Annotated in this window: 11 protein-coding genes; 2 read left to right on the top strand and 9 right to left on the bottom strand. The window is 63.4% G+C overall.

What is annotated here, in order from left to right; translation table 11 throughout:
* Complete coding sequence (locus ACAV_RS09450; protein ID WP_013594341.1) at positions 1 to 687, top strand: class I SAM-dependent methyltransferase; 687 nt, start codon at positions 1 to 3, stop codon at positions 685 to 687.
* 86 nt (positions 688 to 773) lie between these two features.
* On the opposite strand, the gene ACAV_RS24565 is transcribed toward ACAV_RS09450, so the two are convergent.
* The 9 genes from ACAV_RS24565 to ACAV_RS09425 form a co-directional block, all read right to left on the bottom strand.
* Positions 774 to 1,166: a hypothetical protein gene (locus ACAV_RS24565; protein WP_157768745.1), complete on the bottom strand. Its 393-nt coding sequence runs from the start codon at positions 1,164 to 1,166 to the stop codon at positions 774 to 776.
* A gap of 37 nt (positions 1,167 to 1,203) precedes the next feature.
* Positions 1,204 to 1,665, bottom strand: coding sequence for a hypothetical protein (locus tag ACAV_RS24560; RefSeq protein WP_157768744.1), 462 nt, complete (start codon positions 1,663 to 1,665; stop codon positions 1,204 to 1,206).
* Between the two features lie 7 nt (positions 1,666 to 1,672).
* Entirely contained in the window at positions 1,673 to 2,227 is a 555-nt protein-coding gene (locus ACAV_RS25070) for an RHS repeat-associated core domain-containing protein (protein WP_157768743.1), read from the bottom strand.
* Positions 2,228 to 2,463: 236 nt separating this feature from the next.
* Positions 2,464 to 3,549 carry an IS5 family transposase gene (locus tag ACAV_RS09445; protein ID WP_049791218.1) on the bottom strand — a complete coding sequence of 362 codons (1,086 nt, stop codon included), beginning with the start codon at positions 3,547 to 3,549 and terminating at the stop codon, positions 2,464 to 2,466.
* Between the two features lie 192 nt (positions 3,550 to 3,741).
* Positions 3,742 to 4,095, bottom strand: coding sequence for a hypothetical protein (locus tag ACAV_RS24550; protein ID WP_157768742.1), 354 nt, complete (start codon positions 4,093 to 4,095; stop codon positions 3,742 to 3,744).
* A gap of 14 nt (positions 4,096 to 4,109) precedes the next feature.
* The gene (locus ACAV_RS09440) at positions 4,110 to 8,864 is read right to left on the bottom strand and encodes an RHS repeat-associated core domain-containing protein (RefSeq protein WP_013594340.1); all 4,755 of its coding nucleotides are present in this window, start codon (positions 8,862 to 8,864) and stop codon (positions 4,110 to 4,112) included.
* A gap of 52 nt (positions 8,865 to 8,916) precedes the next feature.
* Positions 8,917 to 9,348: a DcrB-related protein gene (locus ACAV_RS09435; RefSeq protein ID WP_013594339.1), complete on the bottom strand. Its 432-nt coding sequence runs from the start codon at positions 9,346 to 9,348 to the stop codon at positions 8,917 to 8,919.
* A 70-nt stretch (positions 9,349 to 9,418) separates the two neighbouring features.
* On the bottom strand, positions 9,419 to 11,965 hold the full coding sequence (gene tssI, locus ACAV_RS09430; protein WP_013594338.1) for a type VI secretion system tip protein TssI/VgrG: 2,547 nt from the start codon (positions 11,963 to 11,965) through the stop codon (positions 9,419 to 9,421).
* A 194-nt stretch (positions 11,966 to 12,159) separates the two neighbouring features.
* Positions 12,160 to 12,714, bottom strand: a complete 555-nt coding sequence (locus ACAV_RS09425; RefSeq protein ID WP_041829106.1) for a TetR/AcrR family transcriptional regulator — start codon at positions 12,712 to 12,714, stop codon at positions 12,160 to 12,162.
* A 97-nt stretch (positions 12,715 to 12,811) separates the two neighbouring features.
* Here ACAV_RS09425 and ACAV_RS09420 point away from each other — a divergent pair, with 97 nt between their 5' ends.
* Complete coding sequence (locus ACAV_RS09420) at positions 12,812 to 14,002, top strand: FAD-dependent oxidoreductase (protein ID WP_013594336.1); 1,191 nt, start codon at positions 12,812 to 12,814, stop codon at positions 14,000 to 14,002.
* The last annotated feature ends 16 nt before the right edge of the window (positions 14,003 to 14,018 follow it).

Genomic DNA, 14,018 nt, shown 5'->3' with positions numbered 1-14,018 from the left:
ATGGCCCCTTTCTCCGATCCCGCCGCCGTATCGGGCTATGCCGAAAGAACCGCGAGGCTGGTGCCCGGCCTGGAGGGCCTGCACAGGATGGCCGGCGTCCTGCTGGCCGAACAGGCCCCGGCCGACGCCCGCATCCTGGTGCTCGGCGCCGGCGGCGGATTGGAACTGAAGGCCTTCGCCGAGATGCAGCCGGTGTGGCGTTTCGATGGGGTGGATCCCTCCGCCGAGATGCTGGGCCTTGCCCACACGACTCTCGGCCCGCTCGCGGCGCGCGTGCACCTGCACGCAGGCTATATCGACAATGCGCCGCCAGGCCCTTTCGACGGCGCGACCTGCCTGCTGACACTCCATTTCCTGCCGGCGGCCGAGCGCCTGCGGACCTTGCAGCAACTGCGCGCACGGCTGAAGCCCGGAGCGCCCCTGGTCGTCGCGCACCACAGCTTTGACAGCGAAATTCCTGCGGGGGACCGCTGGCTCGCACGCAATGCGGCGTTCGCTGCGGCATCTGGCGTGCCCACAGCACAGGCCGAAGGCAGCATCGCGGCAATCCGGCAGCGGCTGCCGGTGTTGTCCCCGCAGCAGGACGTCGATCTGCTCCGCGAGGCCGGGTTCACGGACATCGAACTGTTCTATGGCGCGTTCACCTTCAAGGGGTGGGTTGCCTATGCAGGGAGTACTGCGGCCTGAAGAACAGGCATGGCCGCCGCCAGCTTGTTGAGGTCCTGAAGCCAAAATCCGAGATGTTTCCGACCACGCTCACCTGCGTAATCAGATCAATCTCCGTCGGCAATTAATACCTCTTGCTGTTCAACAACCAATTTCAGGAAATCAACAAATTCAGAGACTATATCGCTGCTTTTGCCCTCAAGTGTCTTTATTATTATTTTCAAATGATCTGGATAAATTTTGCACTTGCCATATGGATCAATGAATACGCCTGTATCCTTTTGCAGATCAGAAAAGCTTTTTTCAAATAGATGAAGATCCGATCCCTTGACCTTGAAAGATTCGGTTTTACCTGTTTTCTTGGAATGGAAATAAAAATCCAGTGCCATTTTAAAAATCAATACGTGTATTTTCTTACTGCTTGAATCCGCCCGTCCGTCGGCCAACCCCATATCATGGCCAAACTCTTGACTGCCCCCCAGTAGAGCTGTACCGATCATTGGAGAGAGAGGACCAAGGCTTTGCAGCAGATTTATCTCACATGTTCTGCCGATATGAAACCAACATTCTTTGTAGCTTGTTTTTTTTTAAAATTAGCTCACCAGCAGCTTTTTCATTCGCGCGTAATTTTTGAACTTTTCGCACGAGCGCATTGGACGCAGAGATTATCGATCGACTGAATTGCAATAAATCAAAATTTTCCGACCACACGACGATCGACCGCTCCTTCAGTCTTACAGAAAAATCGCCATTTTTTATATTTTTTATTTCAAAAGAAAAATCACCATCCATAAATCTAAAAACAGCACTCTCATCATGCAGGAACAAATTAATCACCCCATCAATCCACCAACCTAGAATAATTTCCGCAAAATCATCCCAACCCAACTCCGGAAAGTAGTTGCCACAGCCATATTCCAAGTATATACGCGCAAATACAACATCAGATAGTTTACTATCGGATAGCCTGACCGAATCCTCTTCCAGAATTACCAACATAACAGCTTCAGTTTTTAGGATAAGCGGTTTCAATCGTCTTGGTTTTTGTGTTGACCCACATCTCTATCGTTTGCCTACCTGATTTCCCTTGAACCAGCGCCCGCTCACCTTGAGTCTGAATTCTCTTGGAGTTAGCGTACGCTTCTCTGATAGAACGTTCAATTTGCTTGGAATTCATCCCTTCCGGGAAAAGGTCTTTCTTCCCGCTCTGCTGAGCTGTTTTTCCTGTTGATGTATGTCGATCCAAAATGTGCGCCATATCAACTTTGGTCTTTCTGACTCCGGGGAGACTTACAGGCTTGGGACGCCCTTTTTGCCGACAATAAGGCGCCCAACCCCAAGGGTCAACCCAAGCAATGGGATTCAGCGCATATTGATGCAGATTGATGCCCCCGGCTAGCCCGATAGGATCAGGCGTGGTGAAGGCCCCCAGATCCGGGTCGTAGTACCGGAAGGTGTTGTAGTGCAGCCCCGTCTCGCGGTCGAGGTACTGCCCCTGCATGCGCAGGTTCTGCGGTATCAGGACGAAGCTCTGTTGCGGTCGATGGCCCGTCTCGGCCACCGGCGCATCCACGGGCCGGCCCGCGGCGTCGAACGCCTGCCAGTGCTCCTGGACCGTCGCGCCCCAAGTAAGGTACCGGGCCTGCCACACCAGGTTGCCGTATGGGAGCCTCTCACAACCGCCACCAGCCAGTTTTTCCGGCGTGTCGTCAGATTCCAGCGCCCCGAATGCGCTCGGACACCTGCTCGGTGGGTGGGACGCAGCCCATGTACAGGGGCCTTTGCCCCCCGCAAGGCTCACGCTTTTGACGGTTGCAGGCGCACCCGTGCCTTGGCAGCCGATGGCTTGAAGAACGCATCCACTTGCCGATGCAGGAACGACGCCAGGCGCTTGAGGTTGTAGCAGGCAGCCATCATCGTCATCGCCACCGTGGCGCGGGTCTGCCCGATCGTGCGAACGAACTTGCCGCCCAGGTGACGGAGACCGGCAAACACATGCTCCACCTTGGCACGCTTCTTTGCGATGCGCTGGTTGCGCCTTTGCTGGCACTCGCTCAGTGGCTTGCCCGGCCGAGCCCTGCGTTGCATCGCGTCCACCAAGCCCAGCACCTTGAGTAGCTGCTGGCGCTGCCGGCTCGCGTAGGCCTTGTCCGTATGCACTGCACGCCCGGTGTTGTGCAGGTCCAGCACCTCGTCGAAGTGGTGTCCGTCATGCTCGCTGGCCGTGCCCGTGGCGATCCTGCGGATGAAGCCGTGCTTGAGGTCCACGCTCACGCTGAGCTTGTAGCCGAAGTAGCCCTTGCCGTGCTTCTTCGTGTGCGTGGCGTCCACATCCTTTTGCCGGCGCTCGGCCTCGCTCCAATCGGGCGTTCTGCCTTCGGCCAGGGCCTCGCGCTCCTGCCTGTCCAGGCGCTGGCGGGGCGCGGGCACCAGCGTGGCATCGATGGCCTGTCCGCCACGGGCGATGTAGCCATGGCGGTGCAGTTGCGCATCCACACCCTGGAACAACGCCGTCGCCCCGTCAACGCCCAGCCGCTCGCCGAAGCGCCAGATCGTGTTGCGGTCCGGCACGTTCATCGCGTCTTGCAGCAGACAAAAGCGCTGATAGCTCGCCCGGTCCAGCAACTGGTATTCCATCTGCTCGTCCGACAGGTTGTACAGGCGCTTCAAGACCAGGATGCGCACCATCACCTCGATGGGATAGGCCGGCCGACCACCCTTGCGGCCATCGCCGCGCTCGATGAGTGCATCCACCAGCCGCGCCAGCTCGGCGAAGTCGATGTGCCGCGCGATCACCTGCAACGGATCGCCCACTTCATCTCTCTTATGCTGGCGCGACGCCTCGGCAAACAGATCGAACTTCAAGGCGCTGCGAGGAGAGATCATGGCAAGGAGGACGGCTCAGGTCTTGTCGGTGAACAAGGGAGTGGCCGGGTTTTGAGAGGTTCCCGTATGTGTCACTCATCTCCTCGGGCAGGCCATTGGGCTGGACGTGGAAGTAATAGACCTGGACCGTGGGCGCCGATGTGGCGCGTGCGCACCGCCATTGTTGGCGGCTGACGATATTAATATAAATTATCTACAATAATAAATCCAACCTTCGTCGTGGAAATAAAATGCGATCTTTTCTTTCTCAAAAACCAGCAAAGAGTTACTTGAAACTTTATCCAAAAAAGGTGGCGGCAATATCAATTCCTCAACCCTGAAATCAATATATTTACCAGATGAGAAATTAAATTCTCGTATCTTCTGTGCTGCAAAATCAATAGTATTCTTTTGTATGAGGATTGTTTTTTTTCGATCCAATTGATTTTCAAGCTGACCCAAGTTTTTACGAACCCTGGCCCAGCCCTTGGCTCTAAAAAAATGCCATCTTTCACGATGTTCTTTTTCGACAAAATTGTCAACAAAAAAATCAAATCCATCCATTTTTTTCCTCGAATTCAATTGCGTTGTCTAGCTGCTCTGCCCCAGGTGTGATGGTTATTGACGGGGTTATTTATTGGCGCAGGCTTAGTGATATCGGGCTTATTGCCAGTGTGATAATGTGACTCAGGATAATCACTATTTGGATGCCGATCTGGATTTCTGTATTTCTGCTGCTGCTCGTATCTTTCTTGTTTTGCTTTCAGAGCTGCCCTCTGGGCATCCGTTGCATTTTCTGGCAACGCCTTTTTGGGTTGGGGCAGTTTTTTCCCCCCATGGGCATGAGCGGCAGCTTCTTTAGCTCTTTTGCGGGTTGAATGAGTGGTCGTTTTATTTTGTACCTTGCCACAATATGTGGTGCGGTTCCACCCCCAAGGATCAATCCAAGCAATAGGATTGGGTGCATATTGATGCAGATTGATCCCGCCGGCCAGCCCGATAGGATCAGGCGTGGTGAAGGCCCCCAGATCCGGGTCGTAGTACCGGAAGGTGTTGTAATGCAGCCCCGTCTCGCGGTCGAGATACTGCCCCTGCATGCGCAGGTTCTGCGGCATCGGGGCGAAGCTCTGCTGCGGGCGATCGCACGTCTCGGCCAGCGGCGCATCCGCGGGCCGGCCCGTGGCGTCGAACGCCTGCCAGTGCTCCTGCACCGTCGCGCCCCAGGTGAGGTACCGGGCCTGCCACACCAGGTTGCCCCGCGTGTCGCTCATCTCCTCGGGCAGGCCATTGGGCTGGACGTGGAAGTAATAGACCTGGGCCGTGGGCTCCATGGGTGCCGATGACGGGGCCGATGTGCCGGATACGCTGCCGCCAGCGTTGGCGGCTACCGCGTTGAAGCGGCTGCTCCAGTCCGGGTTCGTATCGGGCACGGACGCCTGCTTGCCTGCCCGTGCATCGGGCCCGAACGCATAGCGCGCGGCCGGGTGCTCCTCGATGGCCCCCGCGCCGTCGATGCGGGCCAATGGAACGTAGCTCTCCGGCTCGTAGAGGTACGTGCTGCTCTGCCCTCCCCGGCACTCCTGCAGCAGGCGCATCCCTTCCCAGGTAAAGAGCGTCGCGCCGAAATCGTCCTCCTTGGCAATGCGCCGCCCGATGGCATCGTAGTGGTAGCGGAACACCTGCCGCAGGGGTTCGCCGTTCTGGCCGGCGCGGATCACCGACGCGTGCGTCATGCGGTGCTGCGCGTCGTAGCGAAAGTGCAGTTCGGTGTGCCCGCCGATGCGCTTGCGGATCAGCCGCCCGAAGCCGTCGTAGTCGTAGCGCTTGTCCTGCAGCACCTTCACCCGGTTGTGGCGCACCCAGCCACGGCCCTGGCTGGACAGGGCCTGGGCTTCCAATGCACCGATGCGGTTGCCGGCCGGATCGAAGTGGAAGGCTTCCTGCAGCGCCGGGTGGCGCTCGGCCAGGCTGGCCACGATGCGGCCGGCCTCGTCGTAGCGCCGCACGGTTGCCCCATGGCGGCTGTGTTCTTCGTGCACGAGTTCGCCGTTGGCGTCGTGGCCGTAGCGCTTGAGCAGGGTGTCCTCCAGGCCCGGGTGGCGCAGACGCCGCATCCAGTCCGCATCGCCCGGGCTCCAGCCGCCCGCCCCTCTGGCTGTGCCCATGCGCAGCACGGCCGGGCGCACCCAGGTGGCGCTGCGCCGGCCCGCGCCGTCGTAGGCGAAGCGGCTCGCCAGCCGGCCCTGCGTGCGTAGCACCTCCCGGTGCAGCCCGTCGCGCTCAAAGTCGCTCACGACGATGCCGTCCAGGTTGATCTGGTGCAGGTGCCCGCTGCCATAGTGCAGGTAGTTCACCGTGCGTCCGTCGGGCAGTACAGTGGCGATCCGCTGGCCCAGCGCGTCGTAGGCGTGGCGTACCACGCTGGCGTGTTCCGTATCCGTACCATGGCCACCGATGGTGCAGTCGCTGTGCTCGCGCAGCATCTGCCCCAGCCGGTCGTAATGCCAGGCATGCCGCGACAGCCGCCGGCCGTCGGGCGCGTATTCCTCGGCACCGGCGAGTTCGCCCGTGGGCGTGTAGCGGTAGGCCAGCCGCGTCTGCAAGGCCATTGCGGGGGCGTGCGCTCGCGCATCGGCAGACGCATCCGCTTTCATGGTGAAGATGCGCTTGCTCACCAACTGCCCCGCAGCATCGCGCTCCAGGCGGGCATGGATGGGCTGCACGGGCGCGTGGCCGGGCACATCGTCCCAGGCGCCCGGCGGCATGGGATATTCGGTGACGCCGACCACTTGCCCTGCCGTATCCCGCTCCAGTACATGGCGCGAACCGTCGATGCGCGTCTCGCCCACCTGCTGGTCGGCCGCGTCGTAGGCGAACTGGTAGGTCTGGCGGTTCTCGTTGACCAGCGCCGCAAGGCGGTGGGCTGCGTCGTAGCCCAGGTGGATGGTGCTCGCCAGCCCGCCGACGTTGCGCGTTCGCCCGAGCAACTGGCCGCGCGGGTTGTAGCTGTAGTGGGTGGTGTGGCCCAGCGCGTCACGGGCCTGCACGCACTGCCCGGCCGCGTCATAGCGCCAGGCATGGCTGGCGCCATCCGGGAAGGTGATACGCAGCAGCCGGCCCAGCGCGTCATGCTCGGTGCGCGTGGTCTGGCCCAGAGCGTCGGTTTCCTCCAGGGGATGGCCCCGGTGGTCGTAGCTCAAGCGCGTGGTCTGGCCAGAGCAGTCGGTGAAGGCCGTCGGCAGGCCCCGCGCATCCCACTGCAGGCGCTTGCGGCCCCCATGCGCATCGGTGATGACGATGGGCAGGCCCCGGTCGTCATTGGCGTAGGCGGTGCGGTGGCCCAGGGGATCGGTTTCTTCGAGCAGGTTGCCGTTGTCGTCGTAGCGGTAGCTCCAGGCGTCCCCTGCGGGGCCGATGCTCGCCTGCATCAGGCTTGCGGGCACGGGCGTCCATCGCCAGCGCTGCGTTCGCCCCAGGGGATCGGTTTGCGCGATGGGATTGCCTGCGTCATCGTAGACCCAGGTGGTGGCGTGGCCCAGGGGATCGACATGGCGCAGACACTGCCGCAGTTCGTTGTACTCCTGCGTCCAGGTGGCGCCGAGCGCGTCGGTGTAGGCCGTGATTTCGTGGTCGCCGTTCCAGCACCAGCGGCGTGTGCGGCCCTGCGCATCGGTGACCTGGGTGGTGCGGTGCGAGAGATCGTAGTCGAAGCGGTAATCCGCGCCATCGTCCGTCCAATGGCGCACGACCCGCCAATGGGGGCCGGCACGGTGGCCAAGGTCCGCATCGAAGCGCTGCCAGGCGTAGTGGCAGTTCAGGCCCGCGGGCAGGCGGTGGTGCACGAGAAGCCCGTGCTCATAGGTGAAGCGGCGCACGACCTCGCCGCAGCGGTCGGTGACCTTCGCCAACTGGGCTTGCAGGCTCTGCAGGTCCCCGTGGTGCTCGTAGCGTGCCAGTACCTCGGGGGTTTCGCCCTCCACCCCGGTGCGCAGCACGATCTGGCGCAGGCGGCGGCTCTCCGGGAAGTATTCGAAGGCCAGCAGGCGTCCCGCGCTGTCGGCCAGGTGCGCGAGGCGGTGGTGTGCGTCGTAGCGCAGCGCATGGAAATTGCCGTTGCGGTCCTCGACGCGCTGCAGCTGCAGCACGCCGCCGCTTGCCACGCCGCCCGGCAGCGCGTCCTGCGCGTTGCCGAACCACTGGTAGTGCCCCTGCGCGGTAACGGCGAGGTAGTCGCCACCCTCACTGCAGAGGATGCCCATGCCCTCGGCCACGCTGAACTGGCCCTCGCCGGGCCGCGGTGCCTCGAACACGATATCGCGCCCGTCGCTGTCGAAATAGGTGATCGTGGCCACGCCATCCGCGCCGGTCCCGAGATGCAATTGCTGGCAGTAGGGCGTGCTCCAGCCCTGCCCGAAGGGGCCCTGGGTGCGATGGTCCAGGCTGTTGTACGTGCGCTGCCAGACGATGGGCAACACGCCGGGCAACACGAAATCCAGGTCCTCGTCACCACCCAGCAGCTTGGCGCCGCAAGCGACATGCACCGGGTTGCCGAGGATGGCCGGCAGCGTCATCGCCGCGGAGCCGGCTGCCTGAGCGGCCTGCAGAATGCACTGCACGCTCTGGAGGACCCCCTTGGGGTTTCGCGCCAGTTTCCACAGGCACTTGATGTTCTTGTAGAAGCGGCGCACCTCCAGCACGAAGAGCAGCCCGCGCAGCCAGATGCTGGCCTCCTCGTCGTAGTCGCGCACAGTTTCCGGTGCGCCGCCGATGAAGACGTTCGGCGAACCTTCGTGGATGACCGCGCCGCATACCACCTTGTCGCCCTTGCGCGCGGCCAGTGCATCGTTGATCAGCGTCTGGCGAGGCCCTTGCGCGGCTCCCTGGGCGATGAGGTTGACGGGCTGGATTTGGTGATCGCTGCAATGCACTTCGTCGAGTGGCACGGCATCGGTGGCACGGGCGGCCGGGCGACCATTGATGAGCACGTCCGCCGAGCCCGACGTGATCTCGCCTTTGACCTCCCAGGTTTCCGGCACGAGGTAATCGGCGATCTTCTCGCCGATGTTGCCTCCCACCACACTGACGGTGAGCGATGCCAGCGCCCCGGTGAGGATCACCGCACCCACCAGGATGGGGGCGGCCAGCCCGCCGGAGACGACCGTCCCCACGGCCGACACGCCCGCGGCCACGCCCGCGGCGATGGTGCCGGCGCAGACCGCGGTCAGGACCGCTGCGCCGGCAGCGATGCCCACCACCTTGGCCAGCAGCCGCGAGTTCGCGTTGCTGTGCGCGATCGGGTCGTGGATGCGGGCGGCGGCGGGATGGGAGCTCATGGCGAGGGGTCGTCAGGAAAGGAAATCCACTGGAGGGCCAGGATGAGGGTGGTCATGCACGCGGTTGGAAGCTGTCGCAGATGGCGCGCCAGCGTGTCTTCTGGGCTTCGGTGAGAGGTGCCATGGAGGCGGCCGTCAGCACCAGCACGGTGCACTGGTCGGCGAGCAGCCAGGTGCGCTGGCGCTGGTGGACGGTCTGACCGTTCTGGCGGAATGTCTGCGCGTACTCCAGCGATGCCAGTCCCTTGGCGGGAATGGCCGTGTCGCCCAGCCGTTCGCCCATCTTGAAGTCCTTTACCTGCATGGCGACCGACTTGAATTGGCGCTCCATGTATGCGCCAAAGCTCTCGCCGGCCTCCAGACGTTCTCGCGTGGCGATAAGGCTCATGTCCAGGCCGCTGTTACCCGTCATGAACATGTGCATGCTGTTGTCCTGAAGTCCATCGGGCAGCTCGAAGCTGCCTTCCTGCATCTGGTAGCGCATATCGTGCTTTCTTTGGAAGGGAGTGGATGCGCCGCGCCCGGCGCCTGACCGGAGGAGGCAGGGCGCGCGCCTATTCAGGCGCGGCACCCGAGCAGTTGAGCTGAATCGGCACGCCGTAGAGGTCGAGCAGTTCCGAGAGCTCGATGAGCCCGTTCTTGCCGCGGATCTCCACCTTGCCGTCGCTGGTGAGGGTGATGGAGGCCCCCTCGCCCGCGGTGAGCGTGATCGTCGCGCCCGCCTGCAGGCGGATGTGCTGCCCGGCCTTGACGAGTACCGAGTCCTCGGTGGCCTGCAGGTTGACGTTCTGCTGGCCCACGACGGTGGCGGTGTCCGTGCGCGAGGCCAGGGTCGCGTTCTGCTGCGCGGTGAGATTGAGGTTGCCCGTCTGCGCATCGGTGGCGATGTCGCCTGCGCCCACCGTGGTGCGCTGCCCGCCTTCGGAGACGTGCGTCAACATGCCGGCCTTGGCGAGCTGCGTGAGCTGCGCGCCGCTGGAGACGGTGATGTGCTGCGTGGCGTGCATCGACGCGCTCTGGCCCGAGCTGATGACGATCGGCTTGGGACTGACCATCGTGTGGCCCTGCGGGCTGACGATGGAGACGATGGGCTGCGTGATGTCGCGCGAGAGTTCGCGCAGCGCCTGCGACTGCGGCATGGCCGGATCGGTGTCGGACGGCAGGGCCGCTTCCGGCGCACCACCACCGCCGCCCTGGAAGGCCGAGAGTGCGGCCGCGGCCTTGGAGATCGATGCCGATGCCGCCTGCGCGCCGGTCATGGCCGCGATGCCCGCGCCCAGTTCCATCATGTGCGAGGTCTTGAGCGAGTTGAGTGCGCCAAGATTCGCGTCCAGCGTCTGCGCCGCCTGGCTGGCCTGCTGCATGAGCGACGCCGTGCCGGCGAGGCCCGCGCCCAACTGGTCGAAGCCGTCCGGGTTGAAGTTGGCCACCATGGACGTGAAGTCCTGCGGATAGGTGGTGATGAGCAGGCCCTTGTCCGCCCGGATCGAGCCCCACAGGTCCGTGCGCAACTCGAAGCCATACCCCCGCTGCGAGCCCGTGCCCTGGTGCATCAGGTACCCCATGTTCAGGTACGTGTTGCCGTACGTGTTCGACAGCTCCAGGTGCTCTATCCCCTTCTGGTCCTCGAAGCGCAGCATGCTCGCCCCGCCACCTCCCTTGCTCCAGCGCGTGAGCGTGCCCGACTGCGTCTTGTGTTCCGGCAGCTTCCACGGCGGCATCTGGTCCGCGTTGTACACCCGCCCCGTGATGATCGGCTGGTCCGGGTCCCCGGAGAGGAAGTCCACGATGACCTCCTGGCCTATGCGCGGCAGGTAGATGCTCCCGTAGTTCTGCCCCGCCCAGCCCTGCGATACCCGGATCCAGCAGCTGGACTGCTCGTCGAACTTGCCCTGCCGGTCCCAGTGGAACTGCACCTTCACCCGCCCGTACTGGTCCGGCCAGATCTCCTCGCCCGGCGGGCCCACCACCACCGCGGTCTGCGGCCCCGTCGTCTTCGGCTTCGGCGTCACGCGCTGCGGCGTGTACGGCAGGCTCGTGGGCTGCGCCTGCAGCGTGAACCGCTGGAACGAGCCCTCTTCCTGCACCGTACCCTTGCCCCCCGGGTTCGCCGCGCTGACCCGTGGGTTCTCCTTGAAGTGGTACTGCAGGCCGGTGATCAGGTACTGCTGGTTCTGGTCCCCACGCGGGTAGTTCTCCAGCGTGAAGAGGTAGCCCGTCGCCAGCGACCGGTGGCGCGATTCGCCGCGCACCGTGCTGCGCCCGCTCAGGTTCTCCTGCAGCCGCACCCGCGCATAGGCTTCTCCGTCGCCGAACTCCGTGTAGCCCCCGGGCCACTCGTAGGTTTCGTAGGCGTCGTGGCTGTGCCCCGGCGGCATCTGCCGCATGTTCGCCAGGTCCGCCTTGGGCTTCTTGAAGTCGTAGTCGTCGTTGTAGAAGCGGCCCGAGTGGATCTCCTCGTGCAGCTCCCAGGCGTGGATGTTCTCGCGGTCCGCCGTGGCCGACTTCTCGGGCGGATAGAACGGAATCATGGCCGCCCCGGGCAGCGGCTGGTGCGAGGCCACGATGTCGTCGGCCAGCGTCAGCGTGTGCTGGCCCTGCGCATGCTGGTGGTAGTAATAGATGCCCTCGTGCTCCATCAGCCGCGAGACGAACTGCAGGTCGCTCTCGTCATATTGCACGCAGTATTCCCACGTGCGGTAGCTGCGGCTGAGTTTCTTTTCCATCGGATATCCGTACGCGCCCAGCACCTCTTCGATGATGTCGGGCACGCTCTTGTTCTGGAATATCCGGAAATCGCTCTTGCGCGAGGCCAGCCAAAGCCAGGGCTGCAGCCGCAGGCGGTAGGCGTAGAAGCGGTGGTCCTGCCCCTGCGTGCCGAAGCGCGTCACGATCCCGTCGAGGTAGCGCCGGCCTCCGCCTTCGGTCTCCACCACCACCGTGGCGCTCTTGCCCAGCAGGGCCTTGGGGTCGATGCTCTTGTCTTCGCTCAGCAGGTCGATGTCGAGGCTGAAGACCTGGCTCAGTTCTTCTCGCCCCTGCAACTGCCGGAACTGCAGTTGCTCTCCCAGGGGCGTCTGTATGGTGACGCGGCGTGTCATGGTGCATGGCCGCGCGCCATGAGGCTGCACGGACGAGTCAAAACGGCCGAAATCATAGGCCCACAGACAATGGGTTGAATATCCGACAGATGGGTAAATTTGTTTACAAATGTAGGCAGATCACACGATGCCCACACCATCGCTACCGCTTTGATGCTCCGTCAGGTCACTGATGGCCGCCGCCCATACGCCCATCAAATAGGTTCAACCAGGTACCGCTGGAGCGTCGCGCCCAGCGCTCGCACGGCCATCTGCCGGCTCATCCCCCTGGCAGAAAACTCCAGCACGTATCGCACGAGCGCGAATCCGAGCATCTGGGACGCGATGAGCGCAGCACGCACATCGGCATCGGCAGCGGGCGCCGCCAGCTTGCGCACGGCCGCCCGCAACTGCCGCTCGAAAATGTCCTGCATCCGGGCCCTCGCATCCGCATGCGTCGCGGCCGCCCTCAGCAATGCGACCAACTGGCGTCCCGAAGGGCTGTCCTCCCAGATCGTGAAGAAATGCGCAGCGAGCCGTTCGCCCAGACTGTCCCTGGAAACGCCTGCAAGGTCCGGCAACTGCAGATCGAACTCGGCCGCCGCCAGGAAGAGCGCCTCCTTGCTGCCGTAGTACCGGATGACCAGCGCGGGGTTGGTCTGCGCGAGCGCCGCGACCTCGCGCACCGTGGTGCCGTCATACCCTTGCGACGCGAACAGCGTCCGTGCAGCGTCGAGGATGCGGTCTTTCGTGGCTTGCGAGCGTGTCAACGGAGTGCCTTCCGGGAACATGGATTAGTAAACACCAGTTTACTCTCCGGACCATCGGGAGCAGAATGAAAACACCTGTTTACTTCTGGAGATCGCCATGGACGCAGCAGCCGATGGACCGGTTGTCACGGAAGTGCTCATCGTGGGGGCCGGCCCGACCGGCATGGCATTGCGGCTGGCACTGGACCGTCTCGGCATCGCCTCACTGCTGATCGACCAACATGCGGCAGGGCTTAACACATCGCGCGCGGCCGTCATCCACGCCCGCACCCTGGAAGTGCTCGAGCCACTGGGCGTCGTGCCTGACCTGCTCGCTGCCGGCATGCAGGCCACGGACTTCCGCGTGCGCGAAGCCGATAAGGTGCTCCTCCACATCGGTTTCCAGGGCCTGCCCTCCCGCTACCCCTATGCCCTGATGTGCCCGCAGAACATCACGGAAGCGATCCTGGCGGGCCGGATCGGCGACGGGCTCGGCAGCGTGTGGCGCCCCGCGCGGCTGCTGTCGTTCACGGAAGCCAGTGATCGCATCAGCGCCGAGCTGGCGCGGCCGGATGGCAGCGTACAGCACGTGCAGGCGCGATGGATCGTGGGATGCGATGGCGCCGACAGCGTGGTGCGGCAGCAGGCCGGCATCGATTTCGTGGGCGGAAACTATGCCGAGACTTTCGTGCTGGCCGACCTGCGGATGGCCTGGCCCCTGCAGCGCACCGAAGTGAGCCTGTTCTTTGCACCCGAAGGCCTGATGGTGGTGGCTCCGCTTCCCACATGTGCGGGAGAACCGGAGGATCGCTATCGCATGGTCGCGGCAGTGGCCGGCCCGGCAAGCCCTCCCAACCTGGATACAGTCGAAGCACTGCTCGCTGCACGCGGCTTCCCTTCGCCCGGCCGGCGCGTGAAGGACATGCCCTGGAGTTCCAGCTTCCAGCTGCAGCACCGCGTGGCCGCACAGGTCCGCCGCGGGCGCGTGCTGCTCTGCGGCGATGCCGCCCATGTGCACAGCCCTGCCGGCGGACAGGGAATGAACACGGGCATCCAGGATGCAGTGTCCCTCGCGGAACCGTTGCGACAGGCCTTGCGCGATGGCAACTCTCACGGGCTCGACGCCTGGGCCCGGCACCGCCACCGGATCGCGCGCGGCGTGGTCCGCATGACCGACGCCATGACGCGCATCGCCACGGTGTCCTCGCCGCCGGGCCGCATGGTCCGCGGCTCGCTGCTCGGCTTGGTGGGCCGCGTTCCATCCCTGCAGAGAAAACTGGCCAGGCGATTGGCGGAACTGGACCGTTAGTCCACCGGGTCCGGCG

Source organism: Paracidovorax avenae ATCC 19860 (assembly GCF_000176855.2).
Lineage (GTDB): Bacteria > Pseudomonadota > Gammaproteobacteria > Burkholderiales > Burkholderiaceae_C > Paracidovorax > Paracidovorax avenae.
The sequence above is the reverse complement of the archived record's forward strand: the minus strand, read 5'-3'. Positions and strand labels throughout refer to the sequence as shown.

Coding starts and splice junctions, on each gene's coding strand:
- tssI (WP_013594338.1), bottom strand. CDS start 11,965: ATGACACGCCGCGTCACCATACAGACGCCCCTGGGAGAGCAACTGCAG.
- ACAV_RS09435 (WP_013594339.1), bottom strand. CDS start 9,348: ATGCGCTACCAGATGCAGGAAGGCAGCTTCGAGCTGCCCGATGGACTT.
- ACAV_RS09420 (WP_013594336.1), top strand. CDS start 12,812: ATGGACGCAGCAGCCGATGGACCGGTTGTCACGGAAGTGCTCATCGTG.
- ACAV_RS24560 (WP_157768744.1), bottom strand. CDS start 1,665: ATGTTGGTAATTCTGGAAGAGGATTCGGTCAGGCTATCCGATAGTAAA.
- ACAV_RS09450 (WP_013594341.1), top strand. CDS start 1: ATGGCCCCTTTCTCCGATCCCGCCGCCGTATCGGGCTATGCCGAAAGA.
- ACAV_RS24550 (WP_157768742.1), bottom strand. CDS start 4,095: ATGGATGGATTTGATTTTTTTGTTGACAATTTTGTCGAAAAAGAACAT.
- ACAV_RS09440 (WP_013594340.1), bottom strand. CDS start 8,864: ATGAGCTCCCATCCCGCCGCCGCCCGCATCCACGACCCGATCGCGCAC.
- ACAV_RS24565 (WP_157768745.1), bottom strand. CDS start 1,166: ATGATCGGTACAGCTCTACTGGGGGGCAGTCAAGAGTTTGGCCATGAT.